This window comes from Butyrivibrio sp., assembly GCF_017940685.1.
Taxonomy (GTDB): Bacteria; Bacillota; Clostridia; order Lachnospirales; family Lachnospiraceae; genus Butyrivibrio.
In genome coordinates, this window is record NZ_JAGAYD010000124.1 from 12,954 (window position 1) to 31,826 (window position 18,873).

Consider the following 18,873-nt stretch of genomic DNA (forward strand, 5'->3'; position numbering starts at 1 on the left):
CTATACAGAAAAAAGAGCTCTTTTGCAAGAGCTCTTTTGAATGCCATTTAAAAGTATTGATTTTCTTAGATAGTGTATGTTGCTATGTAGTCAACATCATCTGGTGTGCTGATCTGTGGGTCTTCCACTGTGAGCACTGGATCACGCAGCTCTGTTGTCATCTGGGTTTCAAAATTATAAAGAGCAATTCCCAGATCGATCTTCTGAAGGTCATAATCCGGAGTTAAAAATCCCTTGTCATGCTTCTCATAAAAGTGAGCCTTTTTGCCATCAACAACAATCCTCCATGGCTGCTTGTTTACTGCAGATGGAGCAAATCTTACTGCTTCAAGGTCATCAAATAATCCATTCTCCTTGGCATACTGCTCAGTCATAGGAGTACTAAAGTCCCTAACATAAAAGAGCTCTTCAAACTTAAGTCTGGTGTCAGCTTTAACACCCTTTCTCATAAGTGTCTCTTTAATAGCCATCTTTTTTGCTGTTACTCCAAGAGGACTCATACATGGCATAAACTCGCCTTCGGCGAGATGAGACGCTGCCTCAAACTTATCTCTTGGCATTGTTCCACCGATCCATACTGTTCCAAGACCAAGCTCATGGGCCTTCATAAGGAGCTTCTGGAAAGAGTATCCATAAGCATCTTCCACATGGTCTTCCTTGGAGCAAACAGCACTTACATAGCACTTCTCGCCGCTAAGAACAGGGCTTGATAAGTCATTCTTTTCCCTATCAAGGAATTCAAATCTTATACTCTGTACGCCATAGGGATTTGTTATCTCTTTTGCAAAGCTCTTAAGATCCTCTAAAACTTCAGGGCTAACCCCATTTCCATCGAAAGTTCTTACGCTTCTTCTTGTCTTTACAAGATCTATAAAACTACTCATTTCAACCACCCTTCATTTAGTATATTGCGCAATTTAATTGTTCACAATTCCTATTATAACTATTTACGCCGATAATGCAACCCTTCTTGGGATCGCATAAGGGTCTCCTGTTGAAGGTCACAGAATATCAATATATTCACCATTAAGCGCCTTGTTCATGCTTCGAACTGCGCAGAACTTGCCGCACATGCTGCAGGTGTCGCTGTGGTCATCCTCTGGAGCTCTGCTATCCCTTATAGCTTTAGCTGTTTCAGGGTCAAGAGCTTCAAGCCACTGGGCATCCCAGTCGAGGTTTCTTCTTGCTTTGGCCATGCGGTCATCCTGATTTCTTGCCCCAGGTATGCCCTTTGCGATGTCTGCCGCGTGAGCTGCTATCTTACTTGCAATTATTCCCTGATGCACATCATCTACATTCGGAAGAGCCAGATGCTCGGCAGGTGTTACGTAGCACAAAAAAGCTGCTCCTGCCGCCGCTGCGATCGCTCCGCCTATAGCTGCTGTTATATGGTCATAGCCAGGAGCTATGTCTGTTACAAGAGGTCCAAGGACATAGAAAGGCGCTCCCTTACAGATAGTCTGCTGTATCTTCATGTTTGCCTCGATCTGATCCATTGGCACATGGCCAGGTCCTTCAACCATTACCTGTACGTCTTTTGCCCAGGCTCTCTCTGTCAGTTCTCCAAGTCTTATGAGCTCTTCTATCTGGCATCTGTCAGTGGCGTCCGCAAGGCATCCTGGTCTACAGGCATCTCCAAGGCTTATGGTCACGTCGTGCTCTCTGCAGATTTCAAGGATCTCATCATAGTACTCATAAAAAGGATTCTCCTGCCCTGTCATGGACATCCATGCAAACACAAGACTTCCTCCACGGCTTACTATGTTCATTTCTCTTTTGCCCTTTTTGATCTGCTCAATGGTATTCTTGCTGATACCGCAGTGAAGGGTCACAAAGTCAACACCATCCTCTGCATGGAGCCTTACTACGTCTATAAAGTCCTTTGCAGTCAGGGTTGCAAGATCTCTTTTGTAATGAATGACAGAGTCGTAAATTGGTACAGTACCTATCATGGCTGGACAGCTGCTGCAGAGCTTTCTCCTGAAAGGTTGTGTATCCCCATGGCTTGAAAGGTCCATTATGGCCTCTGCTCCCATATTGACTGCAGTCATAACTTTTTCCATCTCAACATCAAGGTCCTTGCAGTCGCGGCTCACCCCAAGATTTACGTTTATCTTGGTCTTTAACATACTGCCAACGCCATTTGGATCAAGTCCCTTGTGGGCTGGGTTTGCAGGTATAGCAACCTTTCCCTCTGCCACCATCTGTCTGATAAACTCGGCGTCTCTGTTTTCTTTTTTTGCTACTACTTCCATTTCAGGAGTCACAATGCCTTTTCTGGCAGCCTCCATCTGTGTGCTATAAGGTCTTTTATTTGCTGTTTCCAAATTCATACATCCTCTCTAAGTTTATTAATAAAAAACGTGCCACAAGGGTCCGTGGCCCTTTCCAAAATCCAGATCTTCTTTGATTGATCTTAAAAGATAGTCCTTTCCCATGCTGATGCTGTCTTCCATCTCATATCCAAGAGCCAAAAATGAAGCTATGGCGCTTGAAAGGGTACATCCAGTCCCATGGGTATTGAGGTTATCTATCCTCTCTGATTCAAACCATTTAATGACGCCGTTTCTATCCGCCAGGACATCACTTGAATGATCGCCAGACACCATATGTCCGCCCTTTATAAGGACGCTACACCCAAATCTTTCTGCTATCTCTTTTGCCCCATCTTCCATGTCCTGTCTGTTTGCTATAGCCCAGCCATCAAGCAGTACTTCCGCCTCAGGTATATTGGGGGTTAAAAGATCTGCCATAGGCATGAGCTTTTTTAAAAGGGCATCTATTGCCTCGTCCTCCAAAAGCTTTGCGCCGCTGGTGGCAACCATTACAGGGTCAAGAACAATTCTTTTCGCCTTGTAAAAAAGGAGCCTGTCTGCGATCACCTCTATAAGATCGCTATCAAAGGTCATTCCGATCTTTACAGCATCCGGATAGATGTCGGAAAACACCATGTCCAGCTGGTCCGCCAAAACACTGGGGCTTACCTTTTGAATGCTCCTTACTCCTGTGGTGTTCTGGGCTGTTATGGCTGTAATGACGCTCATACCATAGACGCCGCACCCGTGCATGGTCTTAAGATCAGCCTGAATTCCAGCTCCGCCACTACTATCACTACCTGCAATTGTAAGAGCTGACTTTTTCTTCATCCTTTTACTTTTCCTTCTTTTACCATGTTCTGAAGAACTTCAAGAGTGTGGTTTGCTTTAAGGATTGTGATGAGGACTGCTGCGATCACAGTTCCTCCAATGGTGCTAACAAGGAACGGAACAACGTACACGAAAAGAGCTACCTCTTTTCCCATAACGAACGCTGCAACAGGGTATGCTAAGAGTCCTCCAAGGATTCCGGTTCCGATGACCTCTGCGATGTATGTGAACGTAAGCTTACCTGTGTGCTTATAGACAAGACCGCAGCAAAGAGCCCCTATCATGCTGCCTGGAAATGCCAGAAGTGTCCCTGTTCCAAGTATGTTTCTGATAAGTGATGTGCAAAAAGCTATTCCGACGCCGTACCATGGTCCTAAAAATACTGCTGCAAGAACGTTGACCATGTGCTGGATTGGGAAGCACTTTGATCCCCCAACAGGGATTGAGAATGTTGACAGCACAACTGCCAGTGCAACAAACATTCCTGATAAAACAAGCTTTACTACTGATTCTCTTTTCATCTTAAAATCTCCTCCTTGGCCTTTTTATTAAGGCGCATTGTATTTTCTTTTATATCTAAAGCACCAAAGATGCCTGATATCACTGCAATTCCGGACAGTCCAAGGCCTTTTAGTTTATGGACGTTGTCGTAATTGATGCCTCCTATGGCGACCACTGGGATTGGAACAGTCTTAGTTATCTCTTTGTACATATCAAGAGCGGTCACTTTTGATGCATCCATCTTGGTGACAGACCCAAAGGCTGCTCCTACGCCAAGATAATCGGCGCCCTGCTCAAAGGCTCTTTTTGCCTCCTCAAGGTTATGGGCCGTTGCACCTATTATGTAGTCATCGCCAAGACTCTTCCTGGCTTCTTTTATGGAGCCATCGGAAAGCCCAAGGTGAACTCCTGATGCATGGACCGCCTTACAAACGGATGCGCTGTCGTTGATGATAAGGGGGATGTCATACTTTCTGCATATGGCATTTATGCTGGTGGCAGTCTTAATGTATTCTTCTGTAGGCACTTCTTTTTCCCGAAGCTGCACCATTGTGGCGCCGCCAAGGATTGCCTGTTCCACTGCGTTTTCAAGGGTGATCCCCTCCTGCAGGCACTCTCTGTTTGTTATGGCATAAAGAAATGTGTCCGCAAGGCTAAGGCGCTTCCTGCTCCCTAGGCGAGTCATACTAAGCTCATCAAGAAATGCGTTTTTAAAAGACATGGTTCCATATCTTTTTTCTTTTTGGCAGATAATCTCTGCTCTTCTGGCAGCTGCGTTGTAGGTGGCTACTGCGGTTTGGATGGCAGCAAAGTAGGCAGTATCTTGATTACCTTTGCTCACTTTGACCTCTTTGCTCCCTTCAACTTCTATGCTTTTCCTTTTTCCGTTACCGTTCTTTTTTTCTCCTCCAAGAAATGCACCTATTACGGCGCTGAGCATGCAGCCAGCACCGGTAAATAGCTTTTGCATGTGGCTTCCGCCAGGAAGTTCTACGAAGTAATCTGATACTTGATCAGCAATCATGACATTTCGTCCTGTTACTACTATTACAGCGCCGGTACACTTTGAGAGATCAAAGAGTTCTTTTTTTGAAATGACCTGTTCCTTGCTTTCAACACCTGTAAAGTCCTGTAAGTTATCACCTTCTTGTCTGGTAAGGTCATGTGCACCATTAAATTCCTGCTCAGTGTAGTTACTTCCATCTACAGCTTTCTTACTAATCATCAGTATGTTAATAAGGGCTCTTATCTCTGAAGCGTTTCCCCTGATGCAGGAAAAATGGACTTCATCAAGAAGTGTCTTTAGCATATTCCTTCTAAAGTCCGTTGCTCCAGCGCCAACCGGATCAAGGACAATAGGTATATTTAGTTTGTTAGCTCTTTTCCCGGATGATAAAAACACATCGAGGCGCGAAGGCGAAGGCGTTCCAGTGTTTATCACGAGGGCATCAGATGCTGCGGAAATCTCAGCGCACTCAGCCTTGGCATCTCCTCCTATGGCCACGCCGCCAACAGCAAGCACAGCATTTACCACGCTTTCAGCAGTTATGTAATTATTTAAAATGTGTATTTGCGGATGAATATCCCAAAGATTTCCGGTCATGTTTCTGTATCGCTACGATCATGACTGAGAGACTATCACGAGATTTTCGTCAGATGGACAGTTGCTTTTTGCGAAATTAAAAAGCGCCATCTGATCCGATGACGCTTATCTAAAATCATTAGCATATGGCGAGCACTTCTACGCACAAAGACCGCCATGTGTCGACAATTCCTACGTTGGCATTATCCAAATCAGGTATAGGGTCGTGCCAAAAGCACCTCTCAGCCGTTATCAGCTCCCCTTGTCTTGTATTTTATTGTATTTGTAGGCTTTCCCGCCTACAGTTTTAAAATATAGCATGCATGTAACGGATATGCAAGCCCCAAATGTAGTAAAAATCACAGGTTAGCCAGGATCAGAGCGATGCCTGACACAATAAGAAGGATGATCACGATCTTTTTTACAATCCTCTCACTTATCTTCCCGGCGCTGAGCATTCCTGCCCCAAGGCCTATGAGCATAAACGGTGACAGGATAAGAGCTCTTTTTAGGGATTCCATGGTTATGATCCCGTAAAAGAGATATAAGATGATCCTGAAGGTATTCTCTATGATAAACACTGTGCAGATGTTTGCCTTAAAGGACTTAAGGTCATCTGTGGTCCTTCCGATATAGGCTCCAAGCAGTGCTCCAACGCCGTAGAGTCCACAAAGGAATCCTGACAGGATGCCGATTATCGTAAGCAGCACCTTGGAATTCTTTGCTTTCTTTTGGGACAGCTCTCTAAGGAGCATTTCGATGCCCACCAGTATCACCAGTACGCCAAATATTATCTTGATCAGTGTAGTGTCAGCGTTCTTTAGAAAAAGAGCTCCTCCAAGGCTTCCTATTATCACCATTATCGCAAGAGAAATGACGATCCTTGGGATGATGGCTTTTCTCTCTTTTATGCTGATAATGAGGTTAGTTGGATACCCCAGGATTAGTTCCACCGGCGATATATTTATGTTTGCTGTGCCAAAGGTCAGTATCGATGTAAACACCAGGGTGTTGGCAAAGCCGCACAGTCCCTTAACATAGAACGCAAGAAGCGTTGCGATAATCCAAAATATCATAGCTGTCTGTTATCTCTTTTATTCTTAGTAGTTAAAAATCAAAAGACTTTTTTCCCCTCTTGTATGCCTTGGCCCACTTGGAGATCTCTTTTTTCTTGGCGTAGTTTCTGGTATTCTCCTTGCCAAGGTTCCTGTAGAGTTCATACCTCTCAGGTGAAAGGTCTCCCCTTTCAATGGCAGTTTTTACTGCGCATCCGGGCTCAGTCTCATGTCTGCAATTGCTGAATTTGCACATGCACTCCAATTCTACAATATCTGCGAATGTATCATCAATACCATCCTGAGTGTTTGCCATGCCTATTTCACGCATTCCTGGGGTGTCGATGAAAGTGACGCCCTTTGAAGATTCCATGAGCCTTCTTATAGTAGTAGTGTGGCGGCCCTTGTCATCACCGTCCCTTATGCTGGAGGTCTTCATGATTTCCTCTCCCATAAGCTGGTTTATCAGTGTGGATTTTCCAGCGCCTGACGAGCCCATGAGGCATATGGTGTTTCCAGGTATCAGGTAGTCTTCAAGCTCATCTAGACCGATACCGTAAAGAGCTGAGATTGCATGAACCTTCACTTTGTCAGATATCTGCTCTACTTCCCTTATGTAGCGCCCTGTGTTGTTGCAAAGGTCTGACTTTGTAAGGATCACCACGGGTGTAGAACCGCCCTGAAGAGCGATGCTTACATATCTTGCAATTCGGTTGTAGCTATAGTCTTCATTTAAAGAAGTTACGATGAAGCAATAGTCAACATTTGCAACCATGTACTGCATAACTCCGGTCTTGGCCTGATCCGGTCTTTGGAGAAAGCTACTTCTAACGCATACTGACAGTATCGTTGACTCTCCCTGTCTGTTATACAAAAATGTCACGTAATCTCCCACAACCGGAAGCTCATCAGCTTCTTTTTCATAAAAACTTCCCTTTAACTTAGCCGGGATCTCCTGTTCCCAGAACCTTATAGTATAGCTGTTTTTGCTGACGCTTGAGATCCTTCCAAGCTTCTCTGCGTGGAGCCACTGGCAGGACAATTTAAGTGGCTTATAGTATGGGAACTTTTCTGTGAAATCCTGTATCTCTTTTTCATCCTCACACTGCTCAAATACCTCCGCTTCGTAAAAGAGTCCGTGAACGTCATTAAAGCTGTCGCTTAAAGGAAGTGCCATGAAGGCATCTGCATTTCCGAAGGCAGGATGATGAATGTCAAAGTTATCGCAGGTCTTAAAGCCATGCTTTGGATAGTACTCAGGCTCCCCGCAGATAACGATTCCCTTGTAGCCTGCTGCCCTGGCAACGGGAAGAGTTTCTTTTAAAAGAGCTGCTCCTATCCCTGAATTGACGCATGTAGGCTCAACTGCCAGAGGTCCGAAGGTTAATACCTCATGCTCATGATCGTCATCTTTGACTGTTGCCACCGAATAAAAGATTGCTCCAACAATCTTGCCATCAAGTTCTGCTACGCGGCTCAACTCCGGAAGATACTCTTTTGCGCTGCGAAGCTTATGTACCAGAAGGTGCTCGTTACAGCCAGGGCCGTGAAGATTCCAGAATGCGCGCATTGTCATAAGTTCTGTGTCAAAAAAGTCGTTTGGTGTTTCTTTTCGTATTATTAAATTTTTCAATGTTTTGTCTCCTTGATATATCTTTTTTGTTAGTTATTTGATGTTAGTTGGAATTAGTTATTTTGAAATTCAATATAGTATGGAGACATATGTGAAATGGGAAACTGCAGAAAATGCATAGTGAATGAACTATTGCCATATCAACTTGTGCGCGATCACAAATAAAAAACCGCGACAAATATGCCACGGTTAAAAGTTCTAAATATGTGATGATCTAATACAGATCAAAGAGCAGAAACCGAGGTCTTCATACTATATTCAGTTACAATCTCTCTTGTTACAATAGCCATAAATATGATTACCTCTCTTTCCGTTAGATTTTTTTACTACGTACAAAAGTGTAACAAATATACATTCTGCCGTCAATGCCATTTTCAAGCTACCAGTCACAGTTCCTATTATTCAGGTGTTCTTCTAGTAGCTAAATCAGTTTTTTATCACTGACAAGCTCGTTTACATTATTGATCCCATAGACCGCCAGATCAACTTTTCCATCCCTGACCTCTATCCCGTCTTCTCTAAGGAGCCTCTCCTGGACGCCTTCCCCAAAGGCAAAGTTGGTGGCCAGTCGCCCTTTTGAATTAACAACTCTAAAACATGGGATATGATCAGGGTCCGGATTCTTGTGGAGGGCATTTCCCACAACTCTTGCAAGGTTCTTATTCCCTGCTATTTCAGCCACCTGGCCGTATGTTGCCACACGGCCTCGTGGAATTCTTTTTACTATTTCATAGATTCTTTTCGTAAGGCAGTCAGTGGATAAATTGTAGCCAGTCGCATGTGTATTACTGTTTGACATCATGCAACAATTTCCTTCTCATGAAGTTCCTGGATCTCGTCAACAGCTGAGAGCATAGGCTTTATGTCTTTTCCCTTGATCTTCCTGTCAACATAGTTCTTAGTGATCTTCATAACAGTTCCGCTAAGAGTAATAACACCGATAAGGTTTGGTATTGCCATGAGTCCGTTAAAGGTATCTGAAAGGTCCCAGGCAAGAGTAAGATCCATGGTCGCTCCAATGATTATAAATGCCACAAACACGATCTTAAAAAGGCGGGTGGACTTTGTACCAAAGAGATATTCAAAACCTTTGCTTCCATACTGGCTCCATCCAAGGACTGTCGAAAATGCAAAGAACAAAATGGCAATAGCGATAAATGCTGAGCCTGCTCTGCCATATACAGTAGAGAAGGCTTCAGCAACAAGGGCAGTTGAAACCTGATCAGAGAGAACAGCGCCTGTATCAAGATCGACGATTCCGCTTGAAAGAACTGCAAAAGCAGTCAGTGTACATACGATAATTGTATCAGCGAATACTTCAAAAATCCCCCACATTCCCTGAACAACTGGCTCTCTGACGTTAGAGCTTGAGTGGACCATAACAGAGGAACCCAGGCCGGCTTCATTGGAGAAAACACCTCTTTTCATTCCCCACTGAACAGCATAGGCAACTCCGCTTCCAACGATTCCGCCGCCAACAGCTTTCATTCCGAAAGCGCCTTTGATGATGGATACAAATACAGGGCCGATCTTGTCTGCGTTAAGGATAACGATGATAAGTGCTCCCACAACGTAGATAACAGCCATAAACGGAACGAGTCTTTCTGTTACTGAAGCAATCCTCTTAAGTCCTCCAACTATTACAAGGCCTGCCAGCACCATCAGGATAAAGCCTGTTACAAAACTTGGAATCCCAAAAGCAGAGTTCATGTTTGCTGCAATAGAATTGATCTGGCTCATGTTGCCGATTCCAAAGGAAGCCAGCACACAAAATGTACTGAACATGATCGCCAAAAATGCTCCTATCTGAGCGCAACCCTTCTTTTCTCCAAGGCCGTATTTAAGATAATACATGGCGCCTCCGCACCACTCATTTCTCTCGTTCCTTCTTCTGTAAAATATTCCAAGAACATTTTCAGAGAAATTGGTCATCATTCCAAAGAAGGCAACTATCCACATCCAGAAAATTGCTCCGGGACCCCCGGACAGTATTGCTGCTGCGACACCGGCGATATTACCTGTTCCGATGGTGGCTGCCAACGCAGTGCACAGGCTCTGGAACTGAGATATCTGAGTATCCTCTTTTCCTGTGTGGGCAGTGACATGCTTGTCCTTGAAAATTCCCCCTATGGTATTTCTTACCCAATGCTTAAAATGAGAAACCTGAAATACCTTGGTGAGGATTGTCATAAGGATCCCTGTTCCCACCAAAAGGATCAACATAGGAAGTCCCCAGACAAAGCCATTCACAGCACCATTAACCCGCTCAACTGTACTGACAAAACCATCCATATACCATTCCTCCTTAAACCTGATTACAGAAAAAAGGCGCACGATATTAGTCGAAACGCCTTTGTTTTGATTTATTTTACACTATACTTTAACGATTTACAACTTTATTCTGATAAATAGATTTTAAGTTCTTAGTTCCATTTCATCATCCATTTTCACAAAGCCGTACTTCTCGTAAAGAGGCCTTCCCATGTCAGTGGCTTCAAGAGATATTGCTGTGATGCCTCTTTCTTTTGCATCCCGAACAAGAAGGTCCAAAGTCTTAAATGCTATGCCCTTCCTGCGATAGTCAGGGGCTGTGTACATGTTCATGATATAAGCCTTTTCACCCCTTGGATTGTGATATGTAGGCATAACTCTATAGTAACTCACTCCGCCAGCACCGATGAACTTATCCCCGTCATAGACAAGGTAAGCGGTGTGCGTGCCATCTGTCATGGCCTTCTTGTAATAATCTCTCGACTGCCTCTCCACTTCTGACATGTCTGTGTTTTCATCAAGTTTATTGGCGGCTCTTAGGACTATGATCCTTGTCCTTACAAGCTCTTCAAGGTCCTTTATTGTAGCTCTTTGGTAATCCATTTTTCTGCCTCTCTCCTGGTTTGGAATGTGATAACGTTTTTATCAGGGTATTTGGAAAAGAGCTCTCGTAGCAGCGGCTTATTCTCTGTTTCATAGTTCTTGACCAGCTCCACAAGCTCAGGATCCAGTGTATCTTCCGTCCATGGCATATCCGGACGATCCTGCCCCACTCTTCCTGTGATACCCTCCATGCATACCTGCTGACCATAATCCAGGAAAAAGATCGTATCGCAAGCTGCAATTCTTTTTTCATAGGTCCTGCTGTAGTCGCCGTCAATTATCCAACTGTCTTGTCCAACAAGGTCAGATAATCTCTCGTCAAACTCATCTCTTGAAATATGGGTCCTGTCTGCCTTCCACCAAATGTTATCCAGATGATAAAGCGGAAGTTTTGTCCTCTCATGAAGTTTTATTGAGAAGGTGCTCTTGCCACTTCCCGAGCACCCAAGTACAAGTACTTTTTTCATGTCATCAGATTCTCTTCAGGTAAAAATACTTACTAAGCTTAGGATCCTTATCTTCTCTTACAAACTCAAGCTCATATCCCAGCTTTTTATAAAACTCCGGTGCCTGAAATCCAAAGGTAGTAAGGGCGATTTTCTCATAGCCTTTATCTTTGAAAGCATCCTCAACCGCTGACACAAGCCTGCTGCCGACTCCGGCTCTTCTGTAATCTTTTCCGATTATCAGATCCCCGATGTGGACTTCGTTATAGTATGCCCGTCCCGTGATGACCCCTGCTATCTTTCCATCATCTTCTGCAGCAAAGGTAAATTCTTCAAAGTTCAGCGCCACAGCGCAGTCCACTGCGTAATCTGTGAATTCCCTGTTTATGAATTCTCCTGTTTTTTCGTTATCTTCAATTCGTCTTATTTCCATAATTAGTTTTATAGCTCCTTCAGTAGTCTCAGTACTCTGAGATCCCTTTTTATCATGACTTCGTCAAAAAAGACATCGCTGGAATAAACGTCATTGACTTCAATCGCTGTGTCCAGATCTACTACACGAAGCACAAACTCCGCATCCTTTTCGTAGTCGTCTAGTTCCTGATTCACCAGGGCATCTTCTACATCACAGAAGTAGTAAAAATTCTCCTGTTCGAAAATAGTATCCTCGCCTCGATCACTCTTTTGCCTTCGAAGGACACTTCCGAATTCCCTGATGCTCTCTGGGATCACGACCATTCCGACTTCTTCTCTGACCTCTCGGATCAGAGCCTGTCTTTTGTCCTCGTCATCGTGTATTCCTCCTCCAGGAAATTTATAGTACTTCTCCTTTTGGCTATACACCAACGCGATCTTGTCATCCTTTATGATGATAGCTCTTGCAGAGGGCCTACGAAATACGTTTCCAGTTTCCTTATAATCTTTTAGATCAATTTCAAAAAGTCTCTTCATCTATGTTCATCCCACTATCTGCACAAATCAATCATTTCCTCTTTGCCTTGATGACCAGAAAATCCGGCTTATGGAAAAGATCTTTATGCTCTGGAAATCGCTTTAACAGTTCTTCATCAGGCAGAGGCTCTACCATTTTCTCTATGGCAAACCCGGATTCCACCAGGGTATTCACTATGGTTGAAAACATTCTGTGGTACTTCTTGATGCCATCTACAAACCAGGTACTCTCATTCTCCTTCTCAATACCATAGTTCTTCATATTGACATGTATCTTTTCCCCATTTTCATCTCTAGTCCAGCGATCGCCTGTGCTGTGACAGGTGTTAAAGGGATGCTCCTGAGAGAAGATGAATTCTCCTCCGGGAGTTAGGAGGTTATTGACGTTCTTAACTACGCCTTCGAAATCCTCAACATAGTGAAGAGCCAGTGAACTTATTACTACGTCAAACTTCTCCGTGATCCGGTCAATGTCCTCGATTGGCATAAGGAGATATTCAATCTTCGGATCACTATTCTTAGTCCTTGCCACTTCCAGCATCTTCTCCGAAATATCAATTCCCACAACGCTCTTGGCACCTTTTTGAACAAAAGAGACGCAGTGCTCGCCATATCCGCATCCCAGGTCGAGAACTCTTTTCCCTGTCAGATCCGGTAAGAGAGAAAACAGCGTGGGGATTTCAAAAAGGTCATTGGCATTTGATTCCTTTTCCCTTATTTTCTTGTAGCCTTCAAAGAATGTCTCGTTGTCAAATATGTTCTGTTTAGGCATTTACTCCTCCCATTTTCCTGATCCTCATAAAATAGTGCCCTTCATCTTCCCCTGCTCTATATGCACCATTGTTTATCATGACTTTCTGCGAAGCAATATTATCTTTGTTTACTCTAAGATAGATCTCATCCTCAGGAACAATTTCTTTTGCAATCTGAACTGTAAGTCTAAGGCCTTCTGTTCCGTAGCCCTTGCCACGACATTCCTTCAAGATGCTGTAGCCTATGTGCCCTGCCCCTTCCCTGAGAGCATCTGTCAGATGGTGTCTGATCCTGAACTCGCCAACAAGGCGACCTTCATCCCAGAGATAGTAATATGTCTCTGGCACGAACCAGTCCGGCATATTTACAGGATGCTCGTAGGATATTAGCGTTGGAAGCACGTCATTTTTATACTCTTCAAAACTCACTCCATGATATGGATTAGTAAGCCCATTCTCGTCTTCAGGAAGCGCAGTTGTATACTCCCACTGAGCCTTAACGTCCTGCATGTTCATTTTTCTAAGTTCCATTTCTGTCTCCCCTTCGAAGTATCACAGCTTTTTTTCGTAGCAAAAGAAATCCTGGTCATACATAAAGCACTCCCCAACCACATTAAAGCCAAAGGCTGCATAACACTTTATAGCCTTTACATTGTATTTGTTTACAAGAAAATGAGTGCTCTTATATCCTCGCTCTTTTAAGGCTTTCAAGCCATGCTCCATCATCTGCCTGCCTATTCCCCTGCTCTGCATGGAAGGGTCCACAGCAACCCTGGCCAGCTCTCCTCCTGGGAAAAGATCCCTGTTCCAGCAATCAAGCTTGTCCACATCCTTATCTTCTTCAAGTGAAATTGCAGCAATTACTTTGCCATTTTCTTTCATCACATACAAAGCATCTCTGGAAAGATCAAAACTTATTGTTTCATCAGATGGATAATCCTCATCCCAGGCGCAGTACTCCCTTCCCTTCTGAGCCTTGTAAAGCTCAAGGATCTGGCTTCTGTCTTTTTCTGTTGCAAGTTCAATCACTCCCATAGCCTAGCCTTTCTATTAAAGTCCCGGAGACTTAATTGTTTAAAAGAAAAGTCTATCCTGCATACGCAAAATAGACTTTTGTTTTTTCATCTTAACACCGACAAAATGCAGTTGCAACGTGTTAATTGCATTTCACCTTTCGAAAATTGCAACTCACCGTCATTTTGCTTTTTTCCTTGAAAAAAATAGGTTAATATCTGTTTCAGATACAGGTCAAGTTAGTAAAAAAGAAAGAGGTGACAAACTATTAGTAGTCACCTCATAATCAAGGAAGCTTAAGTGCCGGACTTGTCAGTAAAGATTGTATAACTGGCTTGTATTTTTGAATTCCGAAATCTTCCACTATACTTGTAATTCTTGCCCCTGCATCTTTAGAAGATGCTCCGCAAAGGAAAACTCTTTCATCAGAAGTCCCATAATCAAGAACTATGAACCTGTCATGAAAGATACCACCTGTTTTTTGTATAGAGATTTTCAGTCCAGGATACTCTTTGCAGAAATCCTTATACTCGATGTTGTGTAGTTTATTATTACCGACATTATCACTAAAAACCTTGATATCAACTCCGGAAGCAGCATTCTTTAGTAACACCAACGTTCTGAGTCCAATGTAGTTATCCACGAGGTATATTGTTTTCTTAGCTTGACCATAGATAGAAGAATAGGCAACATCTGCGCTAGAATACCTTGTATTAAACATAAGCCAGCCATTGTCTTCATCACTTACAAAGCTGTTCATCATATCTGCCAAATCTGATTTGGTCACTACTTCTCCGAGCTGGTCCATGACATCAGACATCTGCTTCTCTACGGAACCAAGATCCATGCGAAGCTTTTTAATTTCAAAAGCGTTCTCTGATGACTGCATAGAAAGCTGCATAACTTCACGTTGCCCGATAAGATTCTGATTACTCATGATGTAATCTTTCATCTTTTTAAAAGTTCTTACAAAGTCTTTACTCTGCCTTACCGCAAGGTCTCCTTTTAAAACAGTCATAAGCATGTATACTCCCTGTTCTGTGAAGGCGTATGGAGCATATCGAGAACCACCCCAACTTGAGGTCGATTTTTTCGACCTCAAGTCAGCCCATTCATCTTTTGTAAGTCTAAACCTAAAGTCTTGCTCAAACCTTTCTATATTATTATTCACTTGTTCATTGAATCTTTTTGTCTCGTAGCCGTAAATCTCTGCGAGATCAAAATCGAGCATTACTTTTGTTCCTCTAACCTCATATAGCTTTTCTCTTAAAAGCTCCTCTGTAATCTCAATCACCTCAACTTCAGTATTCTCATCCACTTCTTTGATTTTCTTTTTTGCCATATCAATCACCTTCCTGCCATCATTCACCAACTTGAGGTCGATTTTTTCGACCTCAAAATATTAAACGGCAGATTCTGCACAACAAACTCCTGTCCCTGCTTATCATATTCAATTCTGTAATATGATCTCCCGCTAATACTGGTTTGCAACGAATGTGTTATGCCTATAGCCTGTGCTTTTTCAGTGGTCAGCGTAACTTTCTTGCCAAGCTGCTCGTCTTCAGTTTCAATCAGATAGCCATTTTTCTTAAGCCAATCAGTCACTGTTCTGTATGATAGTTTCTTATATATCTTTTCGTCTATCCCTGTGTTCAGCTGCTCCGTCAGTCTTGTAATGGTTTTGACACCTGAATATTGATAATCAGAAAGAGACTCAATAGGAAAATCTTTTTTTCTTACTCCTAAGCTCTTTCCTATAATTCCATTGTTATTCTTGAGTTCTGTCAAAATATCTTTAATAAAAAACATGCTTCTAATGATGATTGGATTATTCATCACATCATCATTATCCGCCACGTCATTATTAATGGGATTCTTCCCATCAGCAATGCGCTCCACACATGTAAGCGCATTTTCCAGTTTCTCTAAATCAAATTGTTCCATTTATTAATCAATCTCCATTCTCATCATTGTTATTAAAATTGCTACTCTCACCTGGTGCAAGTTTTTCCATCTCAAGCTTATATGCCATCAATCTAAGAAGATAATCTGGCATCTTTCTATTACCAAGCTCCCAGTCCTGTAGCGTACGATATGGAATCTCAAAGTAAGCACAAAACTCCTTCCTCGACATTCCAGTACTATTTCTTAATTCGATCAAAAATTCCCTGCTGTCCATACTATTTCTTACCACCTATAAAAAACATCATACTCAATGCGTATATACTAATATACACATTGCGTGTTGTCAACACAATCCCCAAAAGTATAGAGTATTAGCCAATTTGCATTTCACCTTTCGAAAATTGCAACTCACCGTCATTTTGCTTTTTTCTTGACCAAAATAAGTTAATATCTGTTTCAGATACAGATCAAGCTAGTTAAAAAGAAAGAGGTAAGACATGAAAAAAGCAATTGAAGTTAATAATCTGGTTAAACAGTACGGCACTGCAACAGCAGTAAATAACATCTCTTTTGAAGTTAAGCAGGGATCTCTTTTTGCATTCCTTGGAGAAAACGGAGCCGGCAAATCAACAACCATAAACATGCTAAGCACGATCCTCCCAAAAACTTCAGGCCAAGTCAGGGTAATGGGACATGAACTTGGTAAAGAGGATGATGCCATAAGAAAATCTATTGGGATAGTCTTTCAGAATTCGGTACTGGATGGAAACCTGACAGTTAAGCAGAATCTCTTTACAAGAGGCGCATATTACGGATACAGCAAAAAGGAGATAACGGAGGGGCTTTCGGATCTTTGGGACGAATTTAATCTGGAAGATATCTGGAATAAGAGCTACGAGAATCTTTCCGGCGGACAACGAAGACGAATAGATATCGCAAGGGCGCTGATCCACAAGCCGGACATCCTGTTTCTAGATGAGCCCACCACAGGCCTTGATCCAATGTCTCGCAAGATGGTGTGGGATTACATCAATCACTTAAGAAAAAACGAGAACCTGACAATCTTCCTGACAACACATTACATGGAAGAAACCACAGAAGCTGACAACGTGGTGATTATGGACAAAGGAACCATTATTGCTGAAGGCTCACCTGCTGAATTAAAGAGCAGGTATACAGGCAAAAAACTCATCTGGTATACAGAGAGGAACGATGAAAACACGAAACTCATCGAAGCTTCCAGTACTCCAGGTTTTAGCTACGAGGCTGATCACTACAATATTCTTATGAATGAAGGGATCATGGAATTCATCTGGAAAAACAAAGATTCTATCAAAGATTTTGAAGTGATCAAAGGAACAATGGACGATGTATTTTTAACACTTACAGGAAAGGAAATGGTAGGGTGCAATGGCTAAATTAAGAGGACTTATAGGACTTACAAAGAGAAACATACTGGTATATTTAAATGATAAGGGATCGATCTTTTTCTCAATGCTCACACCACTTATCATTCTTATTCTTTATCTTTTATTTTTAAAGAGCACATTTTTATCATCACTTGAACATGCTGCATCTGGCCTTGAGGGCCTGATCCTGGCAGGTGATATGGACCAGTTTGTTAATGGTATCCTCCTTACAGGAATCATCAGCACAGCTCTTATCACAATTCCCTACAATGCCCTCGAAACAATAGTCCGGGACAGGGAAGACAAGGTGTATTTTGATATGATATCAACCCCTGTAAAAAGAGCTGAGATCATCCTTTCATACTTCCTTGCAGCAGTAGTTTGCGCTTTCCTTCAGACCTTAGTTGTTCTGTTTTTCGGAATCGGAGTTCTTCTTTTGAACGGATCAATGTACTTTGAAATTTTGGATATTATGTGCCTTGTAGGAGTGATCTTCCTTGGAACTATCTCATCCACAGCAATCTTTACCCTTATAATGATGTTCTTCAGGAAAATGGGGACCTGCAGTGCTTTTATGGGAATCATTTCTGCAGTATCAGGCTTTATAGTTGGTGCGTACCTTCCACTATCTGAGTTTAGCAGGACCATACAGAATGTATGTAACCTTATCCCAGCTACAGGGATCACTGTACTTATCAGGAATTTCCTGACCGGTAGAGTTTTAAATCACATGGATGAATGCATTGGCGGAGTAGACGGCGGCGCCTTCCTTAATGCCATGAAAGAGACATTTTCTTTTAACACACAACTTGGATCATCAACTTGGTCATTGAATCAGACCTGCATATATATAATAATGGTTTCAGTAGTATTTATTGTAGCTACAAAGATCATCTATCCAAGAGTGTACAACAAAATGTAAAGGGGAAAAGCCTTGAAGGTTACGTTTAATAAGATTTCACAAGGTGAAAGTGAATACGCAGTTGTAAATGCATATGGGCGCACGACAGCCATAGACACTGCAATTGGACTTCTTGAAAATGGGGAGCAGATCATTATGGGCTATAAGGACGGCGAGAGTATTCCATGTCCTATTTCCAAGATTTATTACATAGAAACTGTAGATGATAAATGCTTTGCCTACACCAAGGACGACTGTATTGAACTGCGAAGCCGTCTCTACGAAATAGAAAAAGCCCTGGATTTCAGATTCTTTAGGTGTTCTAAATCCATGCTTTGCAACATTAGAAAGATAAGGAGCATAAAAGCGGAAACTAATGCCAGGATGAGAGCAGTTCTTTTAAATGGAGAGGTCATTCTTATTACCAGAAGCTATGTAAAAGAAATGAAGAAGAGGTTAGGACTATGAAAAAGCTAAAGATAGTAATGGAACAAACAATGCTGGTCAGTTTCCTGGTACTGTGTGCTGTCAGCCTTTACGGACTGCTGGTGATGAGGAAAAATGAATGGTTTTTTGACTGGTATACTCCAGGATCAATCCTTGTTGCAAGCTTTCTGTGTAGTCTGGTAACAGTGCTGCTTCTTTATAATGATAAATACGATAAAGAGTTGTCTGCACTGATGCACAACCTGATGACACTACTA

At 42.6% G+C, this 18,873-nt stretch carries 22 protein-coding genes, 1 pseudogene and 1 riboswitch; of the genes and pseudogenes, 4 read left to right on the plus strand and 19 right to left on the minus strand.

Annotation, left to right across the window (positions count from 1 at the left end; genetic code table 11):
* Positions 1 to 65: 65 nt before the first annotated feature.
* The 19 genes and pseudogenes from J6I68_RS07905 to J6I68_RS07995 all read right to left on the minus strand — a co-directional run bounded on the left by J6I68_RS07905 (position 66) and on the right by J6I68_RS07995 (position 16,115).
* Positions 66 to 884: a nitroreductase family protein gene (locus J6I68_RS07905; protein WP_292219310.1), complete on the minus strand. Its 819-nt coding sequence runs from the start codon at positions 882 to 884 to the stop codon at positions 66 to 68.
* 117 nt (positions 885 to 1,001) lie between these two features.
* The gene (thiC, locus tag J6I68_RS07910; RefSeq protein WP_292219311.1) at positions 1,002 to 2,333 is read right to left on the minus strand and encodes a phosphomethylpyrimidine synthase ThiC; all 1,332 of its coding nucleotides are present in this window, start codon (positions 2,331 to 2,333) and stop codon (positions 1,002 to 1,004) included.
* A gap of 18 nt (positions 2,334 to 2,351) precedes the next feature.
* On the minus strand, positions 2,352 to 3,146 hold the full coding sequence (thiD, locus tag J6I68_RS07915) for a bifunctional hydroxymethylpyrimidine kinase/phosphomethylpyrimidine kinase (RefSeq protein WP_292219312.1): 795 nt from the start codon (positions 3,144 to 3,146) through the stop codon (positions 2,352 to 2,354).
* The gene (gene thiW / locus J6I68_RS07920; protein WP_292219314.1) at positions 3,143 to 3,667 is read right to left on the minus strand and encodes an energy coupling factor transporter S component ThiW; all 525 of its coding nucleotides are present in this window, start codon (positions 3,665 to 3,667) and stop codon (positions 3,143 to 3,145) included. Before thiW ends, thiD begins: the two co-directional genes overlap by 4 nt.
* Positions 3,664 to 5,250, minus strand: a complete 1,587-nt coding sequence (thiE, locus tag J6I68_RS07925) for a thiamine phosphate synthase (protein WP_292219315.1) — start codon at positions 5,248 to 5,250, stop codon at positions 3,664 to 3,666. Before thiE ends, thiW begins: the two co-directional genes overlap by 4 nt.
* Positions 5,251 to 5,400: 150 nt before the next feature.
* Positions 5,401 to 5,502, minus strand: a riboswitch (TPP riboswitch).
* A gap of 86 nt (positions 5,503 to 5,588) precedes the next feature.
* Positions 5,589 to 6,305: a sulfite exporter TauE/SafE family protein gene (locus tag J6I68_RS07930; protein ID WP_292219317.1), complete on the minus strand. Its 717-nt coding sequence runs from the start codon at positions 6,303 to 6,305 to the stop codon at positions 5,589 to 5,591.
* Between the two features lie 31 nt (positions 6,306 to 6,336).
* Positions 6,337 to 7,917, minus strand: coding sequence for a ribosome small subunit-dependent GTPase A (gene rsgA / locus J6I68_RS07935; RefSeq protein ID WP_292219319.1), 1,581 nt, complete (start codon positions 7,915 to 7,917; stop codon positions 6,337 to 6,339).
* Between the two features lie 421 nt (positions 7,918 to 8,338).
* Positions 8,339 to 8,686: pseudogene (locus J6I68_RS07940) on the minus strand (MGMT family protein); the annotation flags it as partial.
* 29 nt (positions 8,687 to 8,715) lie between these two features.
* Complete coding sequence (locus J6I68_RS07945) at positions 8,716 to 10,209, minus strand: alanine/glycine:cation symporter family protein (RefSeq protein WP_292219322.1); 1,494 nt, start codon at positions 10,207 to 10,209, stop codon at positions 8,716 to 8,718.
* A 123-nt stretch (positions 10,210 to 10,332) separates the two neighbouring features.
* Complete coding sequence (locus J6I68_RS07950) at positions 10,333 to 10,791, minus strand: GNAT family N-acetyltransferase (protein WP_292219324.1); 459 nt, start codon at positions 10,789 to 10,791, stop codon at positions 10,333 to 10,335.
* Positions 10,767 to 11,258, minus strand: a complete 492-nt coding sequence (locus J6I68_RS07955) for an adenylate kinase (RefSeq protein ID WP_292219327.1) — start codon at positions 11,256 to 11,258, stop codon at positions 10,767 to 10,769. The genes J6I68_RS07950 and J6I68_RS07955 overlap by 25 nt, the downstream gene beginning before the upstream one ends.
* Before the next feature lie 4 nt (positions 11,259 to 11,262).
* Positions 11,263 to 11,670: a GNAT family N-acetyltransferase gene (locus J6I68_RS07960; RefSeq protein ID WP_292219329.1), complete on the minus strand. Its 408-nt coding sequence runs from the start codon at positions 11,668 to 11,670 to the stop codon at positions 11,263 to 11,265.
* An 8-nt stretch (positions 11,671 to 11,678) separates the two neighbouring features.
* Positions 11,679 to 12,188, minus strand: coding sequence for an NUDIX domain-containing protein (locus J6I68_RS07965; protein ID WP_292219332.1), 510 nt, complete (start codon positions 12,186 to 12,188; stop codon positions 11,679 to 11,681).
* Positions 12,189 to 12,219: 31 nt separating this feature from the next.
* Positions 12,220 to 12,960: a class I SAM-dependent methyltransferase gene (locus J6I68_RS07970; protein ID WP_292219334.1), complete on the minus strand. Its 741-nt coding sequence runs from the start codon at positions 12,958 to 12,960 to the stop codon at positions 12,220 to 12,222.
* Positions 12,953 to 13,471: a GNAT family N-acetyltransferase gene (locus J6I68_RS07975; RefSeq protein WP_292219335.1), complete on the minus strand. Its 519-nt coding sequence runs from the start codon at positions 13,469 to 13,471 to the stop codon at positions 12,953 to 12,955. The genes J6I68_RS07970 and J6I68_RS07975 overlap by 8 nt, the downstream gene beginning before the upstream one ends.
* Before the next feature lie 21 nt (positions 13,472 to 13,492).
* On the minus strand, positions 13,493 to 13,975 hold the full coding sequence (locus tag J6I68_RS07980; RefSeq protein ID WP_292219338.1) for a GNAT family N-acetyltransferase: 483 nt from the start codon (positions 13,973 to 13,975) through the stop codon (positions 13,493 to 13,495).
* Positions 13,976 to 14,240: 265 nt separating this feature from the next.
* Complete coding sequence (locus J6I68_RS07985; RefSeq protein ID WP_292219342.1) at positions 14,241 to 15,296, minus strand: ORF6N domain-containing protein; 1,056 nt, start codon at positions 15,294 to 15,296, stop codon at positions 14,241 to 14,243.
* A 23-nt stretch (positions 15,297 to 15,319) separates the two neighbouring features.
* Entirely contained in the window at positions 15,320 to 15,898 is a 579-nt protein-coding gene (locus J6I68_RS07990) for a hypothetical protein (protein ID WP_292219344.1), read from the minus strand.
* A gap of 7 nt (positions 15,899 to 15,905) precedes the next feature.
* Positions 15,906 to 16,115, minus strand: coding sequence for a helix-turn-helix domain-containing protein (locus J6I68_RS07995; protein ID WP_330622458.1), 210 nt, complete (start codon positions 16,113 to 16,115; stop codon positions 15,906 to 15,908).
* 241 nt (positions 16,116 to 16,356) lie between these two features.
* Between J6I68_RS07995 and J6I68_RS08000 the strand changes: the two genes are divergently transcribed.
* The 4 genes from J6I68_RS08000 to J6I68_RS08015 all read left to right on the plus strand — a co-directional run.
* Entirely contained in the window at positions 16,357 to 17,277 is a 921-nt protein-coding gene (locus tag J6I68_RS08000) for an ABC transporter ATP-binding protein (protein ID WP_292219348.1), read from the plus strand.
* On the plus strand, positions 17,270 to 18,190 hold the full coding sequence (locus tag J6I68_RS08005) for an ABC transporter permease (RefSeq protein WP_292219350.1): 921 nt from the start codon (positions 17,270 to 17,272) through the stop codon (positions 18,188 to 18,190). The genes J6I68_RS08000 and J6I68_RS08005 overlap by 8 nt, the downstream gene beginning before the upstream one ends.
* Positions 18,191 to 18,202: 12 nt before the next feature.
* On the plus strand, positions 18,203 to 18,637 hold the full coding sequence (locus J6I68_RS08010; protein WP_292219352.1) for a LytTR family DNA-binding domain-containing protein: 435 nt from the start codon (positions 18,203 to 18,205) through the stop codon (positions 18,635 to 18,637).
* A partial coding sequence (locus J6I68_RS08015; protein ID WP_292219354.1) for a hypothetical protein occupies positions 18,634 to 18,873 on the plus strand: 240 nt, incomplete at its 3' end. The genes J6I68_RS08010 and J6I68_RS08015, both read left to right, overlap by 4 nt.